The sequence below is a fragment of the Pseudomonas lini genome (assembly GCF_030812475.1).
GTDB classification, from domain to species: Bacteria; Pseudomonadota; Gammaproteobacteria; order Pseudomonadales; family Pseudomonadaceae; genus Aquipseudomonas; species Aquipseudomonas lini_A.
Window position 1 is genome coordinate 256,900 of the sequence record NZ_JAUSSR010000003.1, and the last position, 25,153, is coordinate 282,052.

Consider the following 25,153-nt stretch of genomic DNA (forward strand, 5'->3'; position numbering starts at 1 on the left):
CTGGCGCGAGGCGGGGTCACGCGCCATAGTTTTGTTCCCGCGGCCGACAATGCCCGCCCAGAACAAGACAGAGACTGGCCATGACCAAGACTCTCCATCACCGTGCCTGCCACTTGTGTGAAGCCATCTGCGGCCTGACCATCGAAACCGCCGAGGCCGAGGGCCGCGTGCAGATCACTTCGATCAAGGGAGATGCCCAGGATACGTTCAGTCGCGGGCATATCTGTCCCAAGGCGGTTGCGCTGCAGGATATACAAAATGATCCGGATCGCTTGCGGCAGCCGATGCAGCGGGTCGGCAGCGAATGGCGGCCTATCGAATGGGAAGACGCCTTCAACCTGGTCGCCGAACGCCTGGCGGCGATTCAGGCGCGTCACGGCCAGAACGCGGTGGCGGTCTATCAAGGCAATCCCAGCGTGCACAACTACGGGTTGATGACCCACAGCAATTATTTTCTCGGCATGTTGAAAACCCGCAACCGGTTTTCCGCAACATCGGTCGATCAGTTGCCCCACCACCTGACCAGTCATTTGATGTACGGCCACGGCTTGCTGTTGCCGATCCCGGATATCGATCACACCGATTTCATGCTGATCCTGGGCGGCAATCCGTTGGCGTCCAATGGCAGCATCATGACCGTGCCCGATGTGGAAAAACGTTTGAAGGCCATTCAGGCCCGGGGCGGCAAAGTGGTGGTGGTCGATCCGCGCCGCAGCGAAACGGCGGCGATGGCCGATCAGCATCTGTTCGTGCGTCCGGGGGGCGATGCGGCGTTGTTGTTCGGGCTACTCAATACCCTGTTCGCTGAAGGCCTGACCCGCGACAGTCATTTGCCTGTGGACGGTCTGGACGAGGTGCGTGCAGCGGTGGCCGGTTTCACCGCCGAGGCCATGAGCCCGCTGTGCGCCGTGCCGGCCGAACAGATCCGCCGATTGGCGCGGGATTTCGCGTGCGCCCCGACAGCGGTTTGCTATGGGCGCATGGGCGTTTCGACCCAGGCGTTCGGTACCTTGTGCCACTGGGTGGTGCAACTGATCAATCTGGTCACCGGCAACCTTGATCGCGTGGGCGGGGCATTGTGCACCGAGCCTGCAGTGGATCTGGTGGCGTCGACGTCGGGCGGGCACTTCAATCGGTGGCAGAGCCGGGTGTCCGGGCGTCCCGAATACGCTGGCGAACTGCCGGTGTCGGCGCTGGCCGAAGAGATGCTCACCGAAGGGCAAGGGCAGGTTCGGGCGCTGATTACCGTGGCGGGCAATCCGGTGCTCTCCACGCCCAATGGCCGGCAACTGGAACAGGCGCTGGATAATCTGGAGTTCATGGTCAGCGTCGACTTGTACATCAACGAAACCACGCGATATGCCGACCTGATCCTGCCGTCGACTTCGGCACTGGAGAACGATCATTACGACACCACCTTCAATATGTTTGCGGTACGTAACGTGACGCGTTTCAACCGCGCGATTCTGGCCAAGCCGGAAGGCGCGTTGCATGACTGGGAGATTTTCGTCGGGCTGGCCAAGGCCTTTGCCGCGAAGACCGGCAAGGAACTGAAACCGACGATCCCGCCGGCACAGATGATCGATCACGGCTTGCGGGCGGGGCTGTATGGCGATGCTTCGCAACACAAGCTGTCGCTGGCGACCTTGTTCGATCATCCGCACGGTGTCGATCTCGGGGCGTTGAAATCCAATCTGGCGCCACGTCTGAAAACCGCCAGCCAGCGAGTTCAGGCCGCACCGGCGGCGATCCTTGCCGACCTGGCGCGTTTCGCCGCCCTGCAACCCCCGGCCCTTGATGAGTTGCTGATGATCGGCCGCCGTCATGTACGCAGCAACAACTCGTGGATGCATAACTATCACCGTCTGGTGAAGGGCAAGCCGCGCCATCAATTGCTGATGCACCCGGACGACCTGGCCGCTCGTGGCCTCAATGACGGGCAGCGGGTGCGGGTCAGTTCGCGAGTCGGTGTCATCGAAGTTGAAGTGTTGAGCAGTCTGGACATGATGAAAGGCGTGGTCAGCCTGCCTCACGGCTGGGGCCATGCGCGGCCCGGCGTGCAAATGACGATTGCCAGAAGCCAGCCAGGCGCCAGTGCGAACGACCTGACGGACGAATGCCAGCTTGATGAGTTGTCGGGCAATGCGGCATTGAACGGTGTGCCGGTGACCGTGGCGGCGACTTGAGCAAGTCTGTCGGGGAGGCCGAGCATGGCGCTCGGGTTTCCGTTACAATGCGCCACCGTGCCGACCATTGAGTCGGAAAGTTCAGCCGAGGTGCTTCATGGATATCATCGAAACGATTAAAGAGCAGATTGCCAACAATACCATTCTGCTTTACATGAAAGGTTCGCCGAATGCCCCGCAGTGTGGCTTTTCCGCTAAAGCTGCGCAGGCCGTGATGGCGTGTGGCGAAAAGTTTGCGTACGTGGATATCCTGCAGAATCCGGAAATCCGCGCCAACCTGCCAAAGTACGCCAACTGGCCAACTTTCCCACAACTGTGGGTCGGTGGTGAGCTGGTCGGCGGTAGCGACATCATGACCGAGATGGCTGCAGACGGTTCGTTGCAGGCCACGATCAAGGCAGCTGTTGAAAAAGCCGCAGCTGGCAAGACCGAAGCCTGAACCCCGGTCTTGAAAAAAAAGCCCCGCCTCTTTAAAAGAGAGCGGGGCTTTTTTTGGCTGTAGGAGCAAGCTTGCTCGCGATGGTCGTTAACGATGACGCAGTTTTTGCAGAATAAACACAGCGTCTGTAGGAGCAAGCTTGCTCGCGATGGTCGTTAACGATGACGCGTTTTTGCAGAATAAACGCAGCGTCTGTAGGAGCAAGCTTGCTCGCGATGGTCGTTAACGATGACGCAGTTTTTGCAGAATAAACACAGCGTCTATGAGCGAATCGCAACCGAGCTCGCTCCTACAAGACCTAGCGGGCGCCGACTTATTCTTCGCCCATCTGCGATTGCAGATAGTTCTCAAGACCGACTTTATCGATCAGGCCCAATTGGGTCTCCAACCAGTCGATGTGTTCCTCTTCGGACTCAAGAATGTCTTCGAGCAGTTCACGGCTACCGAAGTCGCCAACGGTTTCGCAATGTGCGATCGCCACCTTGAGATCGGCATGACCGGTTTTTTCGATACGCAGATCGCACTCCAGCATTTCCTGGGTGTGTTCGCCGATCTGCAGCTTGCCCAGGTCCTGGACGTTCGGCAGGCCTTCAAGGAACAGGATGCGCTTGATCAGCTTGTCTGCGTGTTTCATCTCGTCGATGGATTCGTGGTATTCGTGCTTGCCGAGCTTGTTCAGACCCCAATCTTCGTACATGCGCGCATGCAGAAAATATTGATTGATCGCGACCAGCTCATTGGCAAGGATCTTGTTGAGATGCTGGATGACTGTAATGTCGCCTTTCATGATGGGGTCCTGCCCTGTATTAGCTGTCTATAAGGCAGAGTTTGAGCCGCACAAGTAAGAGTGTCAAACCTAAGTTATTGAAAGTTAAATGAAAATTAATCGGAATAAGAATGTTTGTGTTCCGCGTCTAGAGCGTAACCGATTGATTTTCGGGCATAAAAAAACCGGACATCAGTCCGGTTCCTTGAAATATGTTATTTATGCAGCGCTAAATTCTGCCGGAAAGGGTATCGCAGCCTGGGCCGATTGGATTTTGGTCAGGGTTTCGCGGACCACTTCCTTGGCAAGGCAGGCGCATTTTCCGCATTGACTGGCAACGCCGGTAGCCTGGCGGACTTCCTTGTAGCTGCAGCATCCTTCATAGATTGCATCGCGGATTTGGCCGTCGGTGACGCCAGTGCAGAGGCAGACATACATAAGTGAAAACCGTCGCTGGTTGTGACTCAATTGCGATGGATCTTAATGTTAACGAGAATGATTGTCAAAGTGGTTTCTGAAAGCTTTGCGTTATAAGCGGGCATGACTGACGAACGGTTTATCTCCAAAGCCATGTGCCACCAAGTGCTGCGACGACATTTTAACCTGTCTGTGAAAAACCGTTGAGGACAGCCCAAAAACGCAGTGTATGATGGCCGGTCCTTATGGAGCGGGTGGGTGTCACAGGGCTGTCGCCTGAGGGTGGCAGGCTGGCGCAAACCCGGAACTTCACGTTTTTACACCAGGAGATATCCAATGAGCGTACTCGTAGGCAAGCAAGCCCCTGACTTCACCGTACCGGCCGTACTCGGCAATGGCGAAATCGTAGACAGCTTCACCCTGTCGTCGGCCATCAAAGGCAAATACGGCCTGGTGTTCTTCTACCCACTGGATTTCACCTTCGTGTGCCCGTCCGAGCTGATCGCTCTGGACAACCGCATGTCTGATTTCAAGGCTCGCAACGTTGAAGTGATCGCCGTTTCGATCGACTCGCACTTCACCCACAACGCCTGGCGCAACACTCCGGTCAACAACGGTGGCATCGGCGAAGTCCGCTACACCATGGCAGCCGACCTGAAACACGAAATCGCCAAGGCCTACGACGTTGAGTCCGAAGGCGGTGTGGCTTTCCGTGGCGCGTTCCTGATCGACGACAAGGGCGTTGTCCGCTCGCAGATCATCAACGACCTGCCGCTGGGCCGTAACATCGAAGAGCTGATCCGTCTGGTCGACGCTCTGCAATTCCACGAAGAGCACGGCGAAGTTTGCCCTGCAAACTGGAAAAAAGGCGACAAGGGCATGACCGCTTCGACCGAAGGCGTCGCGGCTTACCTGACCGAGAACGCTGCTGCGCTGTAAGGCAGGTTCGAGGCATAAAAAAACCGGCCCTGGAGGCCGGTTTTTTTATGGGTGGAATATTTACCATACAACTGACATGACCCCTGTAGGAGCTGGCTTGCCAGCGAAGGCGTCTGTCGCCACACCACAGAGTTACTGTGTATGGAAGGGCCCCTTCGCTGGCAAGCCAGCTCCTACAGGGGGCGTTGCGTCAGTCGTTGAAGTCTTCCCAGCCGCCCATTTGTTTCCAGCGGTTGACGATGCCGCAGAACAGCTCGGCCGTCTTCTCGGTGTCATAACGAGCCGAGTGGGCCTCGCGGCCGTCGAAATCGATGTCGGCCGCCTGACAGGCCTTGGCCAGTACGGTTTGACCATAAGCCAGACCGGCCAGGGTTGCAGTATCGAAACTCGAGAACGGGTGAAACGGGTTGCGCTTCATGTCCAGGCGCGCAACCGCCGCGTTAAGGAAACCCAGATCGAAGCTGCTGTTGTGCCCGACCAGAATCGCCCGTTTGCAACCGTTGGCCTTCAGGGCCTTGCGGATGCCGCGGAAGATATCGGTCAGCGCCGCTTCTTCACTCACGGCCATGCGCAGCGGGTGATCGAGTTTGATCCCGGTGAATTCCAGGGCTGCTGCTTCGATGTTTGCGCCTTCAAACGGCTCGACGCGAAAGAAGTAGGTGTGATCGGGGTAAACAAACCCCTTTTCATCCATGGCGATGGTGGTGGCGGCAATTTCCAGCAAGGCGTCAGTGGCAGAGTTGAAACCCCCGGTTTCAACGTCGACAACAACGGGCAGGTATCCACGGAAGCGCTCAGCCATCGGGTGGCGCGAACCACCTCCGCCGCCTTGACCGTCCTGTTCGTCGTCGAAATGGTCTTCACTCACGCGTGTTCCTCCAGCAGGCGCCAGCGCAGTTTTTCACCGGCGCGCAGCGGGATTACAGTCAGCTCGCCAAATGGCAGGCTGGTTGGGGCGGTCCACTCTTCGCGAACCAGGGTGATGCGGTCGGTGTTCACCGGCAGGCTGTAGAAGCGCGGGCCGTTGAGGCTGGCGAACGCTTCGAGCTTGTCCAGCGCGTTACGCTGTTCGAAGGCTTCGGCGTACATTTCGATCGCGGCATAGGCGGTGTAGCAACCGGCACAGCCGCAGGCGGCTTCCTTGGCGTGCTGGGCATGGGGCGCCGAGTCGGTGCCGAGGAAGAACTTGTCGCTACCGCTGGTGGCGGCGTCGAGCAGTGCTTCCTGATGCGTGTTGCGCTTGAGGATCGGCAGGCAGTAGAAGTGCGGCCGAATCCCGCCCACCAGCATATGGTTGCGGTTATACAGCAGGTGATGGGCGGTGATGGTCGCGCCGACGTTGGCCGAGGCCTCGTTAACGAACTGCACGGCGTCAGCGGTGGTGATGTGTTCGAACACCACCTTGAGCGTCGGGAAACGCTCGACTACACGACGCATGTGCTCATCGATGAAGATTTTCTCTCGATCGAACACGTCGACATCGCCACGGGTGACTTCACCGTGGACCAGCAGGGGCATCCCGACTTCGGCCATGGCCTCGAGTGCAGGGAAAATCTTGTCGATGCTGGTGACGCCAGAGTCCGAATTGGTGGTCGCGCCGGCCGGGTACAGCTTGGCGGCGTGAATGAAACCGCTGGCCTTGGCCTCGCGGATTTCTTCGGGCTGGGTACGGTCGGTGAGGTAGAGCACCATCAAGGGCTCGAAACGACTGCCGGCCGGGCGTGCAGCGAGAATCCGCTGGCGATAGCCGTCGGCTTCAGCGGCGTTGCGCACCGGAGGTACCAGGTTGGGCATGATGATGGCGCGACCAAAGGTGCGCGCGACATCCGCAACGGTATTGGTCAACACGGCACCATCGCGAAGATGAATGTGCCAGTCGTCGGGACGCAGCAGGGTCAGGCGGTCGGACATGAGGGGATTCCAGGCGGGTCAAACTCTGGGGGAATGCTACCGGAAAAGACTCTTCCAGGCACTCGCTATCAAGTTTTGCGGGAAGCTTCCGATATCCAACAGGTCTGCCGTGAACATTTGTGTGTCGGTCTTTTTGTTGTAGAAGCCAGTGGAGCCTCCCGTGCGCCAGCGTTATTTAGCCTTGCTCAGTGTGTTCGCCAGCCTTCCTGCAATGGCGCTCACGTTCCAGACTCGCCTGGAGAGCATCGAGTGGACGGTCGAAGGTGACAAGTTCGAATGCCGCCTGACCCAACCGATCACTGATTTTGGTGCGGGTGAATTCGTGCGCCGCGCCGGTGAGCAGGCGACATTTCGGCTGAAGGCCTATAACGCGATCATCGGCGGCGGTTCGGCGACCTTGCTGGCGGCTGCGGCGCCCTGGCAGCCGGGACGTGGCGACATCAACCTGGGTGCCGTGCAAATCGGCAGCGGCAATGTGCTGTTCAACAGTTCGCAAGTACAGGCCGGACGCTTGATCAATGGCTTGATGGATGGCCGCAGTCCGGTGGTGCGGAAATATTCGGGCGATGGCGGGCTATCGGAAGTGCGTCTGTTGCCGGTCAGGTTCAGCAAGGCCTTCAACGAATATCAGGGCTGTGTCGCGAAGCTGTTGCCGAGGAATTTCGAACAGGTCAAACAATCCCGGATCGGCTTCCCCGGCCAGGGCATCGATCTCGACGCGCAAGCCAAGGCACAATTGCACGTGATGCTGGAGTACATGAAGGCCGATCCGACCGTCAATCACATCGAGCTCGACGGTCATTCCGACAACAGCGGTAACCGCCTGACCAACCGGGACCTGTCGCGACGCCGGGCCCTGGCGGTCATGGAGTTCTTCAAGGCCAACGGTATCCAGGAGTCGCAGGTCACCCTGCGCTTCCACGGCGAACGCTATCCATTGGTGCCCAACACCACTGCGGCGAATCGGGCGAAGAACCGTCGGGTCAGTGTCCATCTCGCACGGGTGGCGCCGACCGAAAAACCGACCTCTCGCGACACGGCGACGGCGAGTGCGGCGCCAACGTCCTGAGTGCGCTGCCATAGTCGCTCGCTTGACATAATCTGTCGCTTCGTCGTCATAAGCTGTCGCGCCCCTGTAAATTATTCTGCATGACCGGTAGACTTGACGGCTTTCCGTAGAACCCCGTGGAGTGATGGCATGGCGGACGTAAACAAGGTCGTTCTGGCGTATTCCGGCGGCCTGGACACTTCGGTGATCCTCAAGTGGCTGCAGGATACTTATAACTGTGAAGTCGTGACCTTCACCGCTGACCTGGGTCAGGGCGAAGAGGTCGAACCGGCCCGCGCCAAGGCTCAGGCCATGGGCGTAAAAGAAATCTACATCGACGATCTGCGCGAAGAATTCGTGCGCGATTTCGTGTTCCCGATGTTCCGCGCCAACACCGTTTACGAAGGCGAGTACCTGCTGGGTACTTCCATCGCTCGTCCGTTGATCGCCAAGCGCCTGATCGAAATCGCCAACGAAACCGGTGCCGACGCCATTTCCCACGGTGCGACCGGCAAGGGCAACGACCAGGTGCGTTTCGAACTGGGCGCCTACGCCTTGAAGCCAGGGGTGAAAGTGATCGCTCCGTGGCGCGAATGGGACCTGCTGTCCCGTGAAAAGCTGATGGATTACGCTGCAAAGCACGACATCCCGATCGAGCGTCACGGCAAGAAAAAATCCCCGTACTCGATGGATGCCAACCTGCTGCACATCTCCTATGAAGGCGGCGTGCTGGAAGACACCTGGACCGAGCACGAAGAAGACATGTGGAAATGGACCGTCTCCCCGGAGAAGGCTCCTGACAAGGCGCAGTACCTGGAACTGACCTACCGCAACGGCGACATCGTCGCACTGGACGGCGTCGAAATGACCCCGGCCACCGTGCTGGCGACCCTGAACCGTATCGGTGGCGAACACGGTATCGGCCGTCTGGACATCGTCGAGAACCGTTATGTCGGCATGAAGTCCCGTGGCTGCTACGAAACCCCGGGCGGCACCATCATGCTGCGGGCCCACCGTGCGATCGAATCGATCACCCTGGACCGCGAAGTGGCGCACCTCAAGGACGAGCTGATGCCTAAATATGCCAGCCTGATCTACACCGGCTACTGGTGGAGCCCTGAGCGTCTGATGCTGCAACAGATGATCGATGCTTCCCAGGCTCATGTGAACGGCGTTGTGCGCCTGAAGCTGTACAAGGGCAACGTGATCGTCACTGGCCGCAAGTCCGACGAATCCCTGTTCGACGCCAATATCGCGACCTTCGAGGAGGATGGCGGCGCCTACAACCAGGCTGATGCGGCGGGCTTCATCAAGCTTAACGCCTTGCGCATGCGTATTGCCGCGAATAAAGGCCGCAAGCTGTTCTGATGTGTCACAGAGCGTAGAGCAGCGTTGTGATTAATCTGTGGCCTTGTCATCGACGAGGCCACGGATTTGAATGAGGATGTCCTGCCTTACATTGCCATGCACCTGATTATCCTTTACATGTTGATCAATCACTATTGACCGTTCTGCGTCATTGGGCGCGATTGATCGATGACCGTCACACCATTTGAATTCAAATTGTAAGCAACATAGAGCGACGCACCCGTGTGTCTCTTTGTTTTTACCTTTTTGAATGTGCTCGCCTTCAGTAGTCGCTCTGACTCGCTACAGGTGATGAATACGATTGCATGGGCAGGTTTTCCCTGTTCTTGTTGAATCTTCTCCACTGAGGCGCCCATCTCGATTTTTTTGCTCATCCCGCGTACATCGACGATGTAAAGGTCCTTGAGTCGCTCCGGCAAGCGGACGTAGTGCTCTGCCGCAGTCTGCAGATCCGTCTCGGGAAGGTCCTGTGCGTCACTGGGGCAAAGTGCGGGGCCGGGATCGATCGTCGGTTGCCTTCGGTTCGATTTTTTGGATCTCAATCTGGAGTGACTCTTTCTCGGGTGCTCGGTGTCGTGCATGGCTTTTATGAAGTGTTCGCCGTTCTCAAAGTCAGAAGGTGCGTAGAGCGACCGATAATTGAAGTTGAGTGTGGCAAAGAAAAGAAAGAGCAAATAAAAAGGAAAGCTGATCAAGAACCAAATGTAGGTATCCCTGTCGTCATCATCCAGAAAGGGTAGGGAGATCGCTGCTGAAGTTTCAGATAGTGTTGCGAATATCGCAATGAGTGTCAGGGGGTTGGTGATCCTTTGTTTTATATTTTCCATGTTTTATTCTCATTTAAGTTTGTCTTCGCTCATGGGTGTAGGGGATATTTTGGTCTGCTGCTCAAGATAGTAACTGCTTTATTAGTGTTTCGGTATATCTGTTTCATTGTGTTAGGGGCTTGATTGTTGTCCGGCTGCATGAAGAGTGGGTGCAGGGTGGATAAAGTTATAGATGTGTGTTCCTGTTCGGAAAATATCGGTTACTTTTCAAGAGCGTTCAAGCGTCCTTGCAGGCTGGATTTTTAGTCTCTTGCGTGCTGGAGGTTGCAAATCGACACAAAAAACTGTCGAAGCGTGACAGGTCGAGAAGGCTGACAAGTTTTCTGCTGCAGTGTTTTCGAAGAATTATTGTAGGAATAATCTGTGTTGTTTGTAGGGAATGTCTCTTGGTGTGGGTGGCCGGGGGGGGCGGCATGCCATGGGTGAAACGACTAGGCTATTGTGCGGGCTCTAAAAATTCGAACAGCGAAATTGGACTTGCCCATGAATAAAGTGCTGATCGTGGATGATCACCCCGTCATTCGTCTCGCGGTACGTATGCTGATGGAGCGTCATGGCTACGAAGTCATTGCAGAAACAGATAATGGCGTGGATGCATTACAGCTTGCTCGCGAACTCATGCCCGATATTGTCATTCTGGATATCGGCATTCCGAAACTCGATGGGCTGGAAGTCATTGCGCGTCTGTCATCGGCAGCAATGCCAATGAAGGTACTGATACTGACGTCCCAGGCACCGGGTCATTTTTCCATGCGCTGCATGCAGTCGGGGGCTGCCGGATATGTCTGCAAGCAACAGGACCTCACTGAATTGCTCAGCGCGATAAAGGCTGTGTTGTCAGGCTACAGTTACTTTCCGAATCAAGCCCTGCACACGGTGCGCTCCAGTCTTGGCAATGCCTGTGAATCCGATATGGTGGATCGTCTTTCAGGGCGGGAAATGATGGTATTGCAGCAATTGGCCCGTGGAAAAACCAACAAGGAGATTGCCGATGGAATGTTTCTTAGCAATAAAACCGTCAGCACTTACAAGACTCGCTTGTTACTGAAGCTCAATGCGCGTTCCCTTGTCGATCTGATCGAGCTGGCGCAACGCAATGGTCTGGTGTAACGGGGGCAGCGTTGACGGTAGGCGTTAGGCGTTTATCAGGGGCGGCAATAAGTAAAAAGCCTCCGTTTCGGGAGGCTTTTCAGGTGTCATAGGTCAAAATCGTAATCGGCCAATTGCTTTTGCAGTCGGCGCTCCTCCAGCAGATTGTCAATGGTGCGGCGTTTGCTAAGGTTGGTCTTTGCCACTTCAACCACAGGTTCGGCGTCATCAGCCTCAACGGGTGTGAAGTCGTCTTCTACGTCCAATTGCTCTTTGCCAGTACTCATAAGGTCAACTCCAGGCTAAGACTGCCTTTGGCGCTCCTTATATCGACATTCTTGCTGCGGGTAAAAAAGATTTTTTCAATCGATAATTCACAAAACCTAATAGCACCTCAATCGTCCGAGGTCTTGTGCTTGTATTCGCACAGGTCTTCAATCCGGCAACTGCCACACCGTGGCTTGCGAGCCAGGCAGACGTAGCGACCGTGGAGAATCAGCCAGTGATGGGAATCGAGCAAGTATTCCTTTGGCACAAATTTCATCAGTTTTGTCTCGACTTCGATCACATTCTTGCCCGGCGCAATCCCGGTGCGATTGCTGACCCGGAAGATATGGGTGTCCACCGCCATGGTCAGTTGACGGAATGCGGTATTGAGCACCACGTTGGCCGTCTTGCGGCCGACGCCGGGTAGCGCTTCCAGTTCTTCACGGGTTTGCGGCACTTCGCCGCCATGGCGCTCCACCAGCAAGCGACAGGTCTCGATCACGTTTTTCGCTTTACTGTTGAACAGGCCGATGGTCTTGATGTATTCCGATAGGCCTTCGACGCCCAAGGCATGAATCGCAGCCGGCGTGTTGGCCACCGGATAGAGTCTGGCGGTGGCTTTGTTGACGCCGACATCGGTCGACTGTGCCGAAAGAATCACGGCGATCAGTAATTCGAACGGCGAAGAGTAGGCCAGTTCGGTTTTCGGTTCCGGATTGTCTTCGTGAAACCTGCGGAAAATTTCCCGGCGTTTTACAGCATTCATGGGCAGTGTGTTTCCTCGAAGACAGTCAGTGTGAAGGCGTCGGGTGCGCCCAGGCCTGCCAGGTGGCGAGCAGCAGCCCAAGCAGAATGAATCCACCGGGCGCCAGGATAGCCAGGCGTATCCCGCCGTCGGCGGTCAGTACCCAGCCTTGCCAATCCGGTTGTGCGGCGCCAGCCAGCCAAGGCAGGTGGCTGGCGAGTGTGCCGCTGCCGATCAGTTCTCGCAGCAGGCCCATACCCAGCAGCAACGCGCCGAACAGGACGCACAGGCGCAGGCGATCGCGCCCTGCACGCTGGAAAAAACCGCTGTGATCCAGGACGACGCATTGCAAGGCAATCAGTGCTGGATAGATCCCCAACAGTTGATGCCATTGAAGCGACCAGGCTTGCGCCCCGAGTTCAGCGCAACTGGTCAGCGTGGCCGCCAGCACGACGCCAGCCACTACCTGTGTCGCTGGAACCAGTCGAGCGCGCAAGGCACCCATACACAGGCCAAAGACACTGCTCACCACGATGAACATCAGCCCCAAGCCCAGCGCCTTCATCAGTGAGTCCGTCGCGCCGATCAGTGGCGCCAGCATCAGCGAATTCTGCAGCGTCGATGAGTTATTCATGGGCACTGCTCCCGATCAGCTGTTGCGGGTGTTCATCGAAGTAGCTCAACGCGTCATGAATGGCGTGGATCACCGCTCTTGAGGTGATGGTCGCGCCAGCGATCTGATCGAATGTCCCCTGATCTTTTTTCAGGGCCCAGCCCGGATCGCCGGGTTCGGCTCGCGATTTGCCGGCAAAGTCCTGAAGCCAGGCGTTTGGCCAGTCGGCAATCCTGCCGCCCAGCCCCGGGGTTTCCGCTTGACTGAGGGTTTTGACGCCCAGCAACCGGCCATTGGCACCGATGGCGATCAGCAGTTCGATAGAGCCGGTATAGCCCAAGGATCGGCTGCGCAGTAATACGGCACTGGATTTGCCTGCTTTGGTTACCCGGTAGCCACCCAGCAGTGTGCTATTGGGCAAGACAATATCGGCCAGGCCCAGTGGCTGTTCCAGCGGCTGATTGTCATAGCTGTCGGAGGGGAGCAGGTCGAGCAATTTTCGGCTGTCGATCAGGCGCTGTTCGGCGGCAATTCGCAGCGCACTGGTGTGCTGCACGAAGTATGTCGCGCCAATCCCAAGACCCGTCAGCACCACCAGGATCACCACGCTCGACGCACGACTCATGGCGCAGCCCGCTCCTGCCTGGAGGCGATCAACCGCTCCAGGGTCGGTACACAGAGATTCATCAGCAGTACGGCAAAGGCTACGCCGTCCGGATAGCCGCCCCATGTGCGAATCACATACGTCAGCAGACCCACGCCCGCGCCGAACAGCAACCGGGCGCCGGGACTTTTTGCGCCGGACACCGGTTCAGTGACGATGAAGAATGCACCCAGCATGGTCGCACCGGTCAGCAGATGAAACAGGGGCGAGCCATGGGAATCGGAACCGGAGCCGTTCCAGCACAGCAGGCTGATGACGAACAGGCTGGCCAGCATGCCGACCGGCGCATGCCAACTGAATACCTGCCGGTGCAGCAGAAACGCGCCACCCGCCAGAAAGGCCAGGTTGACCCATTCCATGCCGCGCCCACCGAACTGGCCGAACGCCGGGTGGCCAGCGAAGAGTTCGTCCATGGTCAGGCTGTTGTTGATCCGCAGGCTGTCCAGCGCCGTCGCCTGAGCCCAGGCATCCGGCGTCTGGTCGAGAGCGAATCCGAACACCTGCTGCAAACCACCGAGCAGGTCCATGCCATGGGATGACGGCCAGTGGGTCATTTGTTGGGGAAAAGTCACCATCACCAGGGCAAAACCGAGCATGGCCGGGTTGAACGGGTTCTTGCCGACGCCGCCAAACAGGTGCTTGCCGAACAGCAGCGCGAAGGCGGCAGCACTGACCGTCAGCCACCATGGGCAATAAGGTGGCAACGCCAGTGCCAGCAGCGTGGCGCTGACCAGCGCGCTGCCATCGCTCAAGGTCGGTTTGATGGGGCGTTTGCGCAGCTGCAATACCAGCGCTTCAACCGCCAGCGCGGTCACACCCGTCAGAATCAGGTTGATCAACACGCCCCAGCCATAGCACCAGAAAAACACCAGCAGCCCCGGCACCGTGGCCAGCAACACCCGCTTCATGGCCTGCTGAAGGCGTTCGTCGACCGGTTCAAGCGGTGGCATGGGCGTCCACCTGGTGCTCGGCTTCAGCGACCGCGCGCTCCAGCGCTGCAATGTGTTCGGCCGGGGCTTCGCTGGCTTGTGCTTTCTTGAGTGCGGCGCGGCGCATGGCCAACTGGATCTTAGCCCGATTCAGATCGGCATTTTTCACCGGGGCAGCAGGTGCCGGAACTGCTGGCACCATGCTTTCCAGTTTCGTCAAAGCCTGCTCGGCTGCTTCGAACTGCTGTTGCAACAGGATCAATTGCGACTGCTGCTCGAATGTCGGCGGATGCCCGAACGCCTTGAGCGATTTGTTCAGTTGCGCGCGGCTCATGGCCAGATCGATCTTCGCTTTTTTCAATGCCGCATCGGCATTGGCGGCCTTTTGCGCGCGGACGCGTTCAAGGGCTGCCTGCACCGGATCGAGCGTCACCTCACTGTGCTGCGGCACAGTGCGTTGCGCCCGGGCTTGGCGCTCGGCGAGTTTCTGTTGTTCTTCACGACGCAGGCGGGCGTTGCGTTGTTCGAACCGGTGCCGTGCGTGATTGCGTTTGGCGGCACGCGCTTGTTGCGCTTCAAGGCTGAACGCCAGGCCGCCGACCACGGGCACTACCGTAGAAAACGGCAACGGTCGCATCTCGATGCAATCCACCGGGCAGGGCGCTACACAGAGGTCGCAACCGGTGCACTCGTCGACGATAACGGTGTGCATCAGCTTCGCTGCGCCGACGATGGCGTCCACCGGGCACGCCTGGATGCATTTGGTGCAGCCGATGCACTCGGCTTCGCGGATATAGGCGATTTGCGCGGGCGCCGCACCACGACTGACGTCAAGCTCCAGCACCGGCACTTTCAGCAGTTCTGCCAGGGCCGAGATGGTTTCGCTGCCGCCAGGCGGGCACTTGTTGATCGGCTCGCCGCTGGCGATGCCTTCGGCGTAGGGCTTGCATCCGGGATGTCCGCATTTTCCGCACTGGGTCTGCGGCAAGAGGGCGTCGATGCGTTGAATCAGACTCATGTTTTGATCAGCCCGCTGAATCCGAGAAAAGCCACTGCGATCAGCCCGGCGCCGATCAGATCGATCGGCAGGCCGCGAAAGGGCAGGGGAATATCGTTATCGAGTGTGCGCTGGCGCAAGTCACTGAACAGGCTCAGTACCAGCCAGAAACCCAGCCCGGCGCCCAGGCTCATGGCCGTGGCGTGAAAGAATCCCTTGTCGTTCTGAACATTGATCAACGCCAGGCCAAGTACACCGGCGTTGCCCAGCAGCAGCGGCCAGAGGCCTTCGAACGAAAGCTTCTCGAACATCCGTGCAAGCAACTTCAACAAGGGCGCGATCAACAGCACGCAAAGTGGCACAAACACGAACAGGCGCAGCGGCGTAAGCCCCAAAGGCACCAGCAACCCGTGGTAAAGCGCGTGGCTCGACATGCCGACAATCAACATCAGGCACGTGGTCGCAATGCCCAGCGCATGCACCTGGCGGCGCTCGGCGCCCAGCAGTGGATCGGCGCCCAACGGCCAGTGCAACACGAGGTTGTTGATCAGGGCAGCGCTGATAAGCGTAAGCAGTATCTCAGTCATGATCATGCCGGCAAGAACGGGAGACTTTCCAATGGGGCTGTCTAATAGGTTAGGCATTATCCGGCAAGGACGGAGGGTGGGCCAGACATGAAAATCCCACAGGCGCGCCAGGCGCGACTGTGGGATCGATTTACCTCAGGGCGTTACTTGATACGCTGACCCGGCTTGGCACCGCTGTCGGGGCTGAGCAGGTAGATTTCTTCTCCACCGGGGCCGGCGGCCATCACCATGCCTTCGGAGATGCCGAACTTCATTTTCCGTGGCTTGAGGTTGGCGATCATCATGGTCAGGCGACCATCCAGTTTGGACGGATCCGGGTAGGCGCTCTTGATCCCGGAGAACACGTTGCGTTGTTCGCCACCGATGTCCAGGGTCAGGCGCAGCAGCTTGTCGGCCCCTTCCACGTGTTCGGCCTTGACGATCAGGGCGACGCGCAGGTCGACCGCGGCAAAGGCGTCGAATTCGATTTCCGGCGACAGCGGATCCTTGGCCAGTTCGCCGTTGCCGGCAGGCGCAGCGTCGCCGGTATCGGTCTGGCTGGCGGTCAGGTCTTCCTTCGAAGCGTCGGTCATGGCTTGCACCTTGATCGGGTCGATACGGGTCATCAACGGCTTGAACTCGTTCAGCTGATGGTTGCTGAGCAAGGTCGCGTGGTCGTTCCAGGTCAACGGCGCGACGTTCAGGAACGCCTCGGCATCGGCGGCCAGCAGCGGCAATACCGGCTTGAGGAAGATCACCAGCTGGCGGAACAGGTTGATGCCCAGGGCGCAGATGGCCTGGACTTCGTCCTGCTTGCCTTCCTGTTTGTTCAGCGACCACGGTGCCTTGTCGGCGATCCAGGCGTTGGCGCGGTCGGCCAGGCCCATGATCTCGCGCATGGCACGGGCGAAGTCGCGAGCTTCATAGGCTTCGGCGATGCTCGGCGCAGCGGCGAGGAACGCTTCGGTCAGCTCCGGTGCGGCATTGCCTTCCACCAGCACGCCGGCATTGCCTTTGTGAATGAAACCGGCGCAACGGCTGGCGATGTTGACGACCTTGCCGACCAGGTCGGAGTTGACCTTCTGCACGAAGTCTTCGAGGTTCAGGTCCAGATCGTCGACGCCACGGCCGAGCTTGGCCGCGTAGTAGTAACGCAGGTATTCCGGCGACAGGTGATCCAGGTAGGTCCGGGCCTTGATGAAAGTGCCACGGGACTTGGACATTTTCTGACCGTTGACCGTCAGGTAGCCGTGCACGTTGATCCCGGTCGGTTTGCGCAACCCGGCGCCTTCGAGCATGGCTGGCCAGAACAGCGCGTGGAAATTGACGATGTCCTTGCCGATGAAGTGGTACAGCTCGGCAGTGGAATCCTTGTTCCAGAAAGCATCGAAATCCAGCTCCGGCGAGCGGTCGCAGAGATTCTTGAAGCTGGCCATGTAGCCGATCGGTGCGTCCAGCCAGACGTAGAAGTATTTGCCCGGCTCGCCAGGAATCTCAAAACCGAAGTACGGCGCATCGCGGGAGATGTCCCACTGTTGCAGCCCCGCATCCAGCCATTCGGCGATCTTGTTGGCCACGGCTTCCTGCAGGGTGCCGCTGCGGGTCCAGGCCTGCAGCATTTCCTGGAAGTCCGGCAGCTTGAAGAAGAAGTGCTGGGAATCCTTTAGCATCGGGGTAGCGCCGGAGATGGCTGACTTCGGATCCTTCAGGTCGGTCGGTGCGTAGGTCGCGCCGCATTTTTCGCAGTTGTCGCCGTACTGGTCTTCGGTGCCGCATTTCGGGCAGGTGCCCTTGATGAAGCGGTCGGCCAGGAACATTTTCTTTTCCGGGTCGAAGTATTGCGTGATCGAACGCGTGGCGATGTGCCCGGCGTCGCGCAGCTTCAGGTAGATCTGGCTCGACAGCTCACGGTTTTCTTCGGCGTGAGTGGAGTGGAAGTTGTCGAAATCCACCAGGAACTCGGCAAAGTCGGCGCTGTGTTCAGCCTGGACGTTGGCGATCAGCTGTTCCGGGGTGATGCCTTCCTTCTCCGCGCGCAGCATGATGGCCGAACCGTGGGCGTCGTCGGCGCAGACATAAATGCATTGATTGCCGCGGTGCTTCTGGAAGCGCACCCACATATCGGTCTGGATGTATTCCAGCATGTGGCCAAGATGGATCGAACCATTGGCATAGGGCAGGGCGCTGGTGACGAGGATCTTGCGTGGCTCGGACATGGGGCTCGGCTACTTGATGAAACGGAGGTCGGCCACTATAAAGCGCTGGCGCATATTTTTCACCCCGTGAGCCTGTTTCATTGGATGAGTAACTTGCAGAGGTACGTCTTGCCGGCGAATGCGGCCCTTTGTAGGAGCAAGCTTGCTCCGGGCGGCGTTCCGACGATGGTCGTTAACGATAACGCGTGTTTACTGGTTAAACGCGGCGCTCTTTAGTCCATCGCGAGCGAGCTTGCTCCTACAAGGCCGTCTTCGCCGGTTTGCCGGTCCCCCGCAAGCTCGCGACGGTTCGGGAATCCCGCCAGCCGATCAGAACAGGTACGATACCTGCCTGATTTTCCAGTCTTGCTATGGAGTTGCCCATGAGCGCCGTCAATCGCGCAGCGGTGGAAGCCGTCCTTCGCCAATACACTGACCCTTACCTGAACCAGGACCCGGTCAGCGCCGGGTGCGTACGCAGCATCGACCTCCAGGGCGATCGCGTCAGCGTCCAGCTGGAGCTGGGTTACGCCGCCGGCCTGTTCAAGAGTGGCTGGGCGCAAATGCTGCAAATGGCCATTGAACAGCTCGACGGCGTGACCAGCGCCCGTGTCGAGATCACGAGTGTGATCGCCGCGCACAAGGCCCAGGCCCAGATTCCCGGCCTGGCCAACGTCAAGAACGTGGTGGCCGTTGCGTCCGGCAAGGGCGGTGTGGGCAAATCCACCACCGCCGCCAACCTGGCCCTGGCGCTGGCTCGCGAAGGCGCCAGGGTCGGGATTCTCGACGCGGACATCTACGGTCCGAGCCAAGGCATCATGTTCGGTATCCCCGAAGGCACCCGGCCCCAGATCAAGGATCAGAAATGGTTCGTGCCGATCCAGTCCCATGGCGTTGAAGTGATGTCCATGGCGTTCCTGACCGACGACAACACGCCGATGGTCTGGCGTGGGCCGATGGTCTCCGGTGCGCTGTTGCAACTGGTCACGCAAACGGCCTGGGGTGACCTGGATTACCTGGTCATCGACATGCCGCCAGGCACCGGTGACATCCAGCTGACCCTGGCGCAGAAAGTCCCGGTGGCCGGTGCGGTCATCGTGACCACGCCGCAGGACCTGGCACTGCTGGACGCACGCAAGGGTGTGGAGATGTTCCGCAAGGTCAACATCCCGGTGCTGGGTGTGGTGGAAAACATGGCGGTGCACATCTGCTCCAACTGCGGACATGCCGAGCATCTGTTCGGTGAGGGCGGCGGTGTAAAGCTGGCCAACCAGTACGGCGTCGAACTGTTGGCCTCGTTACCACTGTCGATGGTCATCCGCGAACAGGCCGATGGCGGCAAGCCGACGGTGATCGCCGAGCCGGACAGCCAGATTGCGCTGGTGTACCAGGAACTGGCCCGCCACGTCGGCGCGCGGATCGTGTTGCAGGAAGCGTTATCGCCGACAATGCCGAACATCACCATCAGCGACGATTGAAACCCTTCGGATAACACGCAAAACCTGTGGGAGCGAGCTTGCTCGCGATGAGGGTGTCACATGCACCAGTGATGGTGACTGACACACCGCTATCGCGAGCAAGCTCGCTCCCACAGTGGTTCTGGGGTGGTCTTAAATGCGCATCCCGCCATCCAACTCCAGTATCCGCCCGGTGTAATAGTCGTTCTGGAATATGTACGCCGCCGAATGAGCGATCTCGTCAGGCTTGCCCATGCGCTTGAGCGGTATCCCGGACGTCATCTTCTCCAGCGCTTCCGGTTTCATCCCCAGGGTCATTTCGGTTTCGATAAAGCCCGGTGCAATGCCCGCCACACGAATGCCGTAGCGTGCCAGTTCCCTGGCCCAGGTCACGGTTGCCGCAGCCACCCCGGCCTTGGCGGCGGAGTAGTTGGTCTGGCCGATATTGCCGGCGCGGGAAATCGACGAGATATTGATGATCGTGCCGCTCGTTCTCAGTTCGATCATCTTCGCCGCGACTTCCCGGGTGCACAGAAACACGCCGGTCAGGTTGACGTCGATGACCGCCTGCCATTGGGCCAGGCTCATTTTGGTCATCTCGCCGTCCTTGACCTTGACCAGCAGCCCGTCGCGCAGGATCCCGGCGTTGTTGACCAGGCCATCGATCGCCCCAAAATCGTCGGCCACTTGGGCGACCATGTGCGTCACCTGCTCTTCGTTGGCGACATTGCACAAGTAGGCGCGGGCTTCGATGCCCTTGGCCTGGCACGCGGCGACGGCGTCGTCGAGTTTTTCCCTGTTCAGGTCCACCAGCGCCAGCTTTGCGCCAAGGCTGGCGAAATACTCGGCCATGGACCGGCCTAAACCCTGGCAACCGCCGGTGATAATGATTACTTTGTCAGTGAGTTGCATTCGTATGCCCCAATAGCAGATCAGCGTGGTTTTCCTCCCGGAAGGTCTCTCGATCTGCACCTGATGTGGCCTGGTTGCACATGAGGACTGCCCGATGGCGTGCTGGAACTTGCCCCCAGGTGCCCGTCCGTTTTTTTTGACGGATTCTATATAAGGAGTCATAAATTGAGCGTTGCAGCGGCCAAGAATGCCCGAGAATTGCTTCTAAAAGAATACCGTGGAGTGCTCTCGACGCACTCCAAGGCCATGCCCGGTTTCCCGTTTGGCTCAGTAGTTCCATATTGCCTGGACGACCAGGGCCGCCCACTGATCCTGATCAGCCGCATCGCCCAGCACACCCACAATCTGCAGAAAGACCCCAAATGCTCACTGTTCGTCGGCGAGCGCGGGGCCGAAGACGTGCAAGCCGTTGGTCGCCTGACCTACCTCGCCGAAGCGGAAAAGCTCGAGGACGAGGCTGCCATCGAAGCGGCGGCTGTCCGTTACTACCGCTATTTCCCGGATTCGCACAGCTACCACAAGGCCCACGATTTCGATTTCTGGGTGCTCAAGCCGGTGCGCCATCGTTATATCGGTGGTTTTGGCGCTATTCACTGGGTCGACCACTTGACCTTGGCCAACCCGTTCGCCGGCAAGGCCGAGGTGAGCATGGTCGAGCACATGAATGCCGATCACGCCAAGGCCATCGCCCACTACGTCGAACTGGCCGGCCTGCCCAAGACCGAACCGGCGCAACTGGCGGGTATCGACACCGAAGGCATGCACCTGCGAATCGGCCAGGGACTGTACTGGCTGCCGTTCCAGGCGCCATGTAATACGCCGACACAAGTGCGGGAAGCCTTGGTTTTCCTGGCTCACGCCGAGCATTGGCCGAAAAATGCAGGGGCCGACGCTTGAATTCACGAAACGGCGACGTCATCTAGGGAAGACTGGCAAGGCATTCTTGCGTTGAGGAACCATTTGATGCGCCCTTTTTTATTGCTCTTTGTACTGTTTCCGGTGTTGGAGCTGTTCGTATTCGTCAAGGTGAGCGGGGCGATCGGGTTTTTCCCCGCCCTGCTGCTGGTCATACTCGGCTCGATGTTCGGCGTGTTCGTGCTGCGTGTCGCCGGTCTGGCCACTGCACTGCGTGCCCGTGAAAGCCTGAACCGCGGCGAGCTGCCGGCCCAGACCATGCTCGAAGGCTTGATGCTGGCCCTGGCCGGCGGGCTGTTGATCCTGCCGGGTTTCGTCACTGACGTGCTGGGTTTGATCATGCTGTTGCCGATCTCGCGTCGGTTGCTGGCCAACAAGATGCGCCAGCGGGCCGAGGAGCAGGCGATACGTCAGCGAGCGTTCGCCGATGACCTGCAACCCCGTGGCGGTCCGGCTCCGCGTCAGCCACTGGGCCGCGAACCGGACGTGATCGAAGGCGAGTTCGAACATCGCGATCCCAAGTAATTGTTTCAGACACGGCACCTTCGGGTGCCGTGTTCGTTTTCGGTGCAACAAACGCGAAAAATTTTTGACCCCCGCCCTTGTAATAAGCTTGCCCGCCCTTATGTAACTGTCACCGCAAGGTTTCTGGCAATTACGCCAGACAGACTTCCGCGGTTCGCTTGCCGAACCGCACCCGGCATCGCCGGATTTGTTAAACCCGCCGGGACTACACCGGCCGATGAAAACCACAATTAGGAGAGATCGACAATGAAGCTTCGTCCTCTGCATGACCGCGTCGTCGTCCGTCGCAGCGAAGAAGAAAAGAAAACCGCTGGCGGTATCGTCCTGCCAGGTTCGGCTGCTGAAAAGCCAAACCAGGGCGAAGTCCTCGCTGTGGGCCCGGGCAAAGTCCTGGAAAACGGTGAAGTGCGTGCGCTGTCCGTGAAAGTGGGTGACAAGGTTGTGTTCGGCCCTTACTCCGGCAGCAACACTGTGAAAGTTGACGGCGAAGACCTGCTGGTCATCGGCGAGAGTGAAATCCTCGCTGTTGTCGAAGGCTGATTCCCCGCTCATTTTCCCGCTACTACAAAGTATTTAAGGAATATCGATCATGGCTGCTAAAGAAGTTAAATTCGGCGATTCCGCCCGCAAGAAAATGCTCGCCGGTGTCAACGTCCTGGCTGACGCAGTAAAAGCGACCCTGGGCCCTAAAGGCCGTAACGTGATCATCGAGAAGAGCTTCGGCGCTCCGACCATCACCAAGGACGGCGTTTCCGTTGCCAAAGAAATCGAGCTGAAAGATCGCTTCGAAAACATGGGCGCGCAGCTGGTCAAAGACGTTGCCTCCCGTGCCAACGATGACGCTGGCGACGGCACCACCACCGCCACCGTTCTGGCTCAGTCGATCGTCAACGAAGGCCTGAAAGCCGTCGCTGCCGGCATGAACCCGATGGATCTGAAGCGCGGTATCGACAAAGCGACCATCGCGATCGTCAAAGAGTTGAAAGCCCTGTCCAAGCCTTGCGCTGACACCAAGGCCATCGCTCAGGTCGGCACCATCTCGGCCAACTCCGACAGCTCCATCGGCGACATCATTGCCGAAGCCATGGAAAAAGTCGGTAAAGAAGGCGTGATCACCGTTGAAGAAGGCTCGGGCCTGGAAAACGAACTGTCGGTTGTTGAAGGCATGCAGTTCGACCGTGGCTACCTGTCCCCGTACTTCGTCAACAAGCCGGAAACCATGACCGCCGAACTGGACGGTCCGCTGATCCTGCTGGTCGACAAAAAAATCTCGAACATCCGCGAAATGCTGCCAGTACTGGAAGCCGTTGCCAAAGCCGGCCGTCCACTGCTGATCATTGCCGAAGACGTTGAAGGCGAAGCCTTGGCGACTCTGGTTGTGAACAACATGCGTGGCATCGTTAAAGTCGCAGCCGTCAAGGCTCCAGGCTTCGGCGACCGTCGCAAGGCAATGCTGCAGGACATCGCCGTTCTGACTGGCGGTACCGTTATCTCCGAAGAGATCGGTCTGAGCCTGGAAAGCACTACCCTGGAACACCTGGGTAATGCCAAGCGCGTGATCCTGTCCAAAGAAAACACCACCGTGATCGACGGTGCCGGCGTTGAGGCTGACATCCAGGCTCGCGTTCTGCAGATTCGTCAGCAAGTGGCCGACACTTCGTCCGACTACGACCGTGAAAAACTGCAAGAGCGCCTGGCCAAGCTGTCCGGCGGCGTTGCAGTGATCAAGGTTGGCGCCGGTTCCGAAGTAGAAATGAAAGAGAAGAAAGCCCGCGTTGAAGACGCCCTGCACGCAACCCGTGCAGCCGTTGAAGAAGGCGTGGTACCTGGCGGCGGCGTGGCACTGGTTCGCGCTCTGCAGGCTATCTCCGAGCTCAAAGGCGACAACGATGACCAGAACGTTGGCATCCAGTTGCTGCGTCGCGCTGTTGAAGCGCCACTGCGCCAGATCGTTGCCAACTCCGGCGACGAGCCAAGCGTAGTCGTCGACAAGGTCAAGCAGGGTTCGGGTAACTACGGTTACAACGCTGCGACCGGCGAATACGGCGACATGATCGAAATGGGTATCCTGGACCCGGCTAAAGTGACTCGTTCGGCTCTGCAAGCGGCTTCGTCGATTGCCAGCCTGATGATCACCACCGAAGCCATGATCGCCGAGATCAAGGACGACGCACCAGCTGGCGGCGGTATGCCAGACATGGGCGGTATGGGCGGCATGGGCGGCATGATGTAAGCCAGCCTTACCCCTGTACTAGAAACCCCGTCTGCGAAAGCAGGCGGGGTTTTTTATTGCCCGGATTTCGGCATCCGCCTCAATCCCCTGTGGGAGCGAGCCTGCTCGCGAAAGCGTTAGTCCTATCAACATGCGTGTTGAATGACACACTGCATTCGCCGGCAAGCCGGTCTCGCTCCCACATTTCTGCTCTGTGTTTCAGGCGCTGACCGGTTCTGCCTTGGTCGCGCGCTCAACCTTCGAGACCGGGCGATACAGGATGTAGTAGTACGACCCCAGGCAAATCAACCAGCAAAAAATCGCTGTCCACACGTTGTGCGAAAAGAAATGCGCCCCCTGCATCATCCGCCCGATGGAAAACACCGAGCCCAGCGCAAAGGCAAAGACAAACGCCATACGCGCCAGCCGCGGGCGACGATCGCGTAGCACGAAGAACAGCGCAAACAGCGTGAACCCTGTCGCCGCATGCCCGCCGGGCCAGCAACGGCCGGGTTTGTCGGTGGGTGGACGTGGGCTGAGCAGCTCGCTGTAGGTTTCATGACCGCCGAACTGTTCAAGGCTCCATGGACATTGCACCGCCGTCAGCGCCTTGACTGGCGTGACAAAGGAGGTGGCCAGCGCCAGGGACAGTACCAGGCAGCCCAGTTCCCGATTGACCGGCTTGAGCCGTTCCATGAAAAATGAGCCGATGAAGCCGAGGATGGCCAACACCGAGAACGCGATGACCAGTTGCTTGGCCCGGTCATGCAGGATGTTTTCGAGGAGGTAACTGTGCCGCCCGATGAAATCCCCCGCGACCGGGTCATAGAACAGCCTGGCCAGGTCCATGTCCAGCGATGTCAGTTCAAGCAGCAGCAAAATGATCGCCACGACAGCGGGAACGCCCAGGCAAAGCCAGGGATTGAGCGGGCGCGAGGCGCGGGTAACAGCGGGCGACACCATGGCAGGTCCTTGGTCGGTTGAAAGATTCGAGCGTGCAACCGCGCGCAGTCTGGACTTCATCCTGTCGCCAGCCTGTGAACCGACAGTGAAAAAGTCGTCAAGGCCGCAACAGGGAGGTGGCCTGGATTTACACCTGCACGCAGTTCTGGCCCTGAGCCTCGCTTGGCCTTAAGCTGCGCGGGCCAAGACGGCCGTTACTGTGT

Annotated in this window: 26 protein-coding genes; 11 read left to right on the forward strand and 15 right to left on the reverse strand. The window is 58.6% G+C overall.

What is annotated here, in order from left to right; all coding sequences use genetic code 11:
- Positions 1-80: 80 nt before the first annotated feature.
- Positions 81-2,186 (forward strand): molybdopterin oxidoreductase family protein, encoded by a 2,106-nt coding sequence (locus J2W17_RS07575; protein ID WP_307331667.1) that lies wholly within the window; start codon positions 81-83, stop codon positions 2,184-2,186.
- Between the two features lie 97 nt (positions 2,187-2,283).
- Positions 2,284-2,625: a Grx4 family monothiol glutaredoxin gene (gene grxD, locus J2W17_RS07580; protein ID WP_253553541.1), complete on the forward strand. Its 342-nt coding sequence runs from the start codon at positions 2,284-2,286 to the stop codon at positions 2,623-2,625.
- A 313-nt stretch (positions 2,626-2,938) separates the two neighbouring features.
- Here the strand turns inward: grxD and bfr are convergent, their stop codons facing one another.
- Positions 2,939-3,412: a bacterioferritin gene (gene bfr, locus J2W17_RS07585; protein ID WP_064679481.1), complete on the reverse strand. Its 474-nt coding sequence runs from the start codon at positions 3,410-3,412 to the stop codon at positions 2,939-2,941.
- A 198-nt stretch (positions 3,413-3,610) separates the two neighbouring features.
- The gene (locus tag J2W17_RS07590; protein ID WP_307331676.1) at positions 3,611-3,829 is read right to left on the reverse strand and encodes a bacterioferritin-associated ferredoxin; all 219 of its coding nucleotides are present in this window, start codon (positions 3,827-3,829) and stop codon (positions 3,611-3,613) included.
- 315 nt (positions 3,830-4,144) lie between these two features.
- Here J2W17_RS07590 and J2W17_RS07595 point away from each other — a divergent pair, with 315 nt between their 5' ends.
- Complete coding sequence (locus J2W17_RS07595; protein WP_064679479.1) at positions 4,145-4,747, forward strand: peroxiredoxin; 603 nt, start codon at positions 4,145-4,147, stop codon at positions 4,745-4,747.
- Between the two features lie 190 nt (positions 4,748-4,937).
- On the opposite strand, the gene rnt is transcribed toward J2W17_RS07595, so the two are convergent.
- Together rnt and pyrC are read right to left on the reverse strand one after the other, a co-directional pair.
- Positions 4,938-5,615, reverse strand: a complete 678-nt coding sequence (gene rnt / locus J2W17_RS07600) for a ribonuclease T (RefSeq protein ID WP_064679478.1) — start codon at positions 5,613-5,615, stop codon at positions 4,938-4,940.
- Entirely contained in the window at positions 5,612-6,658 is a 1,047-nt protein-coding gene (pyrC, locus tag J2W17_RS07605) for a dihydroorotase (protein WP_307331684.1), read from the reverse strand. The genes rnt and pyrC overlap by 4 nt, the downstream gene beginning before the upstream one ends.
- Positions 6,659-6,818: 160 nt before the next feature.
- Here pyrC and J2W17_RS07610 point away from each other — a divergent pair, with 160 nt between their 5' ends.
- Both J2W17_RS07610 and J2W17_RS07615 read left to right on the forward strand, forming a co-directional pair.
- A complete protein-coding gene (locus tag J2W17_RS07610; protein ID WP_307331687.1) occupies positions 6,819-7,727 on the forward strand; it encodes a flagellar protein MotY in 909 nt (302 codons plus the stop codon).
- 129 nt (positions 7,728-7,856) lie between these two features.
- Positions 7,857-9,074, forward strand: coding sequence for an argininosuccinate synthase (locus J2W17_RS07615; protein ID WP_307331690.1), 1,218 nt, complete (start codon positions 7,857-7,859; stop codon positions 9,072-9,074).
- Positions 9,075-9,205: 131 nt separating this feature from the next.
- On the opposite strand, the gene J2W17_RS07620 is transcribed toward J2W17_RS07615, so the two are convergent.
- A complete protein-coding gene (locus J2W17_RS07620) occupies positions 9,206-9,901 on the reverse strand; it encodes a hypothetical protein (RefSeq protein WP_307331693.1) in 696 nt (231 codons plus the stop codon).
- A gap of 483 nt (positions 9,902-10,384) precedes the next feature.
- On the opposite strand from J2W17_RS07620, the gene J2W17_RS07625 reads away from it, so the two are divergent.
- Positions 10,385-11,011, forward strand: coding sequence for a response regulator transcription factor (locus J2W17_RS07625; RefSeq protein WP_307331696.1), 627 nt, complete (start codon positions 10,385-10,387; stop codon positions 11,009-11,011).
- An 86-nt stretch (positions 11,012-11,097) separates the two neighbouring features.
- Here J2W17_RS07625 and J2W17_RS07630 read toward each other — a convergent pair whose 3' ends face one another.
- The 8 genes from J2W17_RS07630 to metG all read right to left on the reverse strand — a co-directional run bounded on the left by J2W17_RS07630 (position 11,098) and on the right by metG (position 17,987).
- Complete coding sequence (locus J2W17_RS07630) at positions 11,098-11,277, reverse strand: PA3496 family putative envelope integrity protein (protein WP_007898493.1); 180 nt, start codon at positions 11,275-11,277, stop codon at positions 11,098-11,100.
- Positions 11,278-11,384: 107 nt separating this feature from the next.
- Positions 11,385-12,023 carry an endonuclease III gene (gene nth / locus J2W17_RS07635; protein ID WP_307331700.1) on the reverse strand — a complete coding sequence of 213 codons (639 nt, stop codon included), beginning with the start codon at positions 12,021-12,023 and terminating at the stop codon, positions 11,385-11,387.
- Positions 12,024-12,048: 25 nt separating this feature from the next.
- Positions 12,049-12,636 (reverse strand): Rnf-Nqr domain containing protein, encoded by a 588-nt coding sequence (locus J2W17_RS07640; RefSeq protein ID WP_307331702.1) that lies wholly within the window; start codon positions 12,634-12,636, stop codon positions 12,049-12,051.
- On the reverse strand, positions 12,629-13,240 hold the full coding sequence (locus tag J2W17_RS07645) for an RnfABCDGE type electron transport complex subunit G (RefSeq protein WP_307331707.1): 612 nt from the start codon (positions 13,238-13,240) through the stop codon (positions 12,629-12,631). Before J2W17_RS07645 ends, J2W17_RS07640 begins: the two co-directional genes overlap by 8 nt.
- Positions 13,237-14,229, reverse strand: a complete 993-nt coding sequence (locus tag J2W17_RS07650) for an RnfABCDGE type electron transport complex subunit D (protein WP_307331710.1) — start codon at positions 14,227-14,229, stop codon at positions 13,237-13,239. Before J2W17_RS07650 ends, J2W17_RS07645 begins: the two co-directional genes overlap by 4 nt.
- Positions 14,216-15,226 (reverse strand): electron transport complex subunit RsxB, encoded by a 1,011-nt coding sequence (rsxB, locus tag J2W17_RS07655; protein WP_307331713.1) that lies wholly within the window; start codon positions 15,224-15,226, stop codon positions 14,216-14,218. The genes J2W17_RS07650 and rsxB overlap by 14 nt, the downstream gene beginning before the upstream one ends.
- The gene (locus J2W17_RS07660) at positions 15,223-15,792 is read right to left on the reverse strand and encodes an electron transport complex protein RnfA (protein WP_307331716.1); all 570 of its coding nucleotides are present in this window, start codon (positions 15,790-15,792) and stop codon (positions 15,223-15,225) included. The genes rsxB and J2W17_RS07660 overlap by 4 nt, the downstream gene beginning before the upstream one ends.
- Before the next feature lie 143 nt (positions 15,793-15,935).
- Positions 15,936-17,987, reverse strand: a complete 2,052-nt coding sequence (gene metG, locus J2W17_RS07665; protein ID WP_307331719.1) for a methionine--tRNA ligase — start codon at positions 17,985-17,987, stop codon at positions 15,936-15,938.
- A 362-nt stretch (positions 17,988-18,349) separates the two neighbouring features.
- On the opposite strand from metG, the gene apbC reads away from it, so the two are divergent.
- Complete coding sequence (gene apbC, locus J2W17_RS07670) at positions 18,350-19,444, forward strand: iron-sulfur cluster carrier protein ApbC (protein WP_307331722.1); 1,095 nt, start codon at positions 18,350-18,352, stop codon at positions 19,442-19,444.
- A gap of 132 nt (positions 19,445-19,576) precedes the next feature.
- Here apbC and J2W17_RS07675 read toward each other — a convergent pair whose 3' ends face one another.
- Positions 19,577-20,335, reverse strand: coding sequence for an SDR family oxidoreductase (locus tag J2W17_RS07675; RefSeq protein WP_307331724.1), 759 nt, complete (start codon positions 20,333-20,335; stop codon positions 19,577-19,579).
- A gap of 165 nt (positions 20,336-20,500) precedes the next feature.
- On the opposite strand from J2W17_RS07675, the gene J2W17_RS07680 reads away from it, so the two are divergent.
- The 4 genes from J2W17_RS07680 to groL all read left to right on the forward strand — a co-directional run bounded on the left by J2W17_RS07680 (position 20,501) and on the right by groL (position 24,008).
- Entirely contained in the window at positions 20,501-21,232 is a 732-nt protein-coding gene (locus tag J2W17_RS07680; protein ID WP_307331727.1) for a HugZ family pyridoxamine 5'-phosphate oxidase, read from the forward strand.
- Positions 21,233-21,298: 66 nt separating this feature from the next.
- A complete protein-coding gene (locus J2W17_RS07685) occupies positions 21,299-21,775 on the forward strand; it encodes an FxsA family protein (RefSeq protein ID WP_064679463.1) in 477 nt (158 codons plus the stop codon).
- A gap of 246 nt (positions 21,776-22,021) precedes the next feature.
- Positions 22,022-22,315: a co-chaperone GroES gene (locus tag J2W17_RS07690; RefSeq protein WP_017340553.1), complete on the forward strand. Its 294-nt coding sequence runs from the start codon at positions 22,022-22,024 to the stop codon at positions 22,313-22,315.
- 49 nt (positions 22,316-22,364) lie between these two features.
- The gene (gene groL / locus J2W17_RS07695; protein ID WP_258616882.1) at positions 22,365-24,008 is read left to right on the forward strand and encodes a chaperonin GroEL; all 1,644 of its coding nucleotides are present in this window, start codon (positions 22,365-22,367) and stop codon (positions 24,006-24,008) included.
- A gap of 198 nt (positions 24,009-24,206) precedes the next feature.
- On the opposite strand, the gene J2W17_RS07700 is transcribed toward groL, so the two are convergent.
- Positions 24,207-24,950 carry a phosphatase PAP2 family protein gene (locus tag J2W17_RS07700; protein ID WP_307331736.1) on the reverse strand — a complete coding sequence of 248 codons (744 nt, stop codon included), beginning with the start codon at positions 24,948-24,950 and terminating at the stop codon, positions 24,207-24,209.
- Positions 24,951-25,153: the final 203 nt, after the last annotated feature.

Coding starts and splice junctions, on each gene's coding strand:
- J2W17_RS07660 (WP_307331716.1), bottom strand. CDS start 15,792: ATGACTGAGATACTGCTTACGCTTATCAGCGCTGCCCTGATCAACAAC.
- J2W17_RS07575 (WP_307331667.1), top strand. CDS start 81: ATGACCAAGACTCTCCATCACCGTGCCTGCCACTTGTGTGAAGCCATC.
- apbC (WP_307331722.1), top strand. CDS start 18,350: ATGAGCGCCGTCAATCGCGCAGCGGTGGAAGCCGTCCTTCGCCAATAC.
- J2W17_RS07615 (WP_307331690.1), top strand. CDS start 7,857: ATGGCGGACGTAAACAAGGTCGTTCTGGCGTATTCCGGCGGCCTGGAC.
- rsxB (WP_307331713.1), bottom strand. CDS start 15,226: ATGAGTCTGATTCAACGCATCGACGCCCTCTTGCCGCAGACCCAGTGC.
- J2W17_RS07620 (WP_307331693.1), bottom strand. CDS start 9,901: ATGGAAAATATAAAACAAAGGATCACCAACCCCCTGACACTCATTGCG.
- J2W17_RS07685 (WP_064679463.1), top strand. CDS start 21,299: ATGCGCCCTTTTTTATTGCTCTTTGTACTGTTTCCGGTGTTGGAGCTG.
- metG (WP_307331719.1), bottom strand. CDS start 17,987: ATGTCCGAGCCACGCAAGATCCTCGTCACCAGCGCCCTGCCCTATGCC.
- J2W17_RS07640 (WP_307331702.1), bottom strand. CDS start 12,636: ATGAATAACTCATCGACGCTGCAGAATTCGCTGATGCTGGCGCCACTG.
- J2W17_RS07690 (WP_017340553.1), top strand. CDS start 22,022: ATGAAGCTTCGTCCTCTGCATGACCGCGTCGTCGTCCGTCGCAGCGAA.
- J2W17_RS07590 (WP_307331676.1), bottom strand. CDS start 3,829: ATGTATGTCTGCCTCTGCACTGGCGTCACCGACGGCCAAATCCGCGAT.
- J2W17_RS07630 (WP_007898493.1), bottom strand. CDS start 11,277: ATGAGTACTGGCAAAGAGCAATTGGACGTAGAAGACGACTTCACACCC.
- groL (WP_258616882.1), top strand. CDS start 22,365: ATGGCTGCTAAAGAAGTTAAATTCGGCGATTCCGCCCGCAAGAAAATG.
- J2W17_RS07625 (WP_307331696.1), top strand. CDS start 10,385: ATGAATAAAGTGCTGATCGTGGATGATCACCCCGTCATTCGTCTCGCG.
- J2W17_RS07700 (WP_307331736.1), bottom strand. CDS start 24,950: ATGGTGTCGCCCGCTGTTACCCGCGCCTCGCGCCCGCTCAATCCCTGG.
- bfr (WP_064679481.1), bottom strand. CDS start 3,412: ATGAAAGGCGACATTACAGTCATCCAGCATCTCAACAAGATCCTTGCC.
- pyrC (WP_307331684.1), bottom strand. CDS start 6,658: ATGTCCGACCGCCTGACCCTGCTGCGTCCCGACGACTGGCACATTCAT.
- nth (WP_307331700.1), bottom strand. CDS start 12,023: ATGAATGCTGTAAAACGCCGGGAAATTTTCCGCAGGTTTCACGAAGAC.
- grxD (WP_253553541.1), top strand. CDS start 2,284: ATGGATATCATCGAAACGATTAAAGAGCAGATTGCCAACAATACCATT.
- J2W17_RS07650 (WP_307331710.1), bottom strand. CDS start 14,229: ATGCCACCGCTTGAACCGGTCGACGAACGCCTTCAGCAGGCCATGAAG.
- J2W17_RS07645 (WP_307331707.1), bottom strand. CDS start 13,240: ATGAGTCGTGCGTCGAGCGTGGTGATCCTGGTGGTGCTGACGGGTCTT.
- J2W17_RS07675 (WP_307331724.1), bottom strand. CDS start 20,335: ATGCAACTCACTGACAAAGTAATCATTATCACCGGCGGTTGCCAGGGT.
- J2W17_RS07595 (WP_064679479.1), top strand. CDS start 4,145: ATGAGCGTACTCGTAGGCAAGCAAGCCCCTGACTTCACCGTACCGGCC.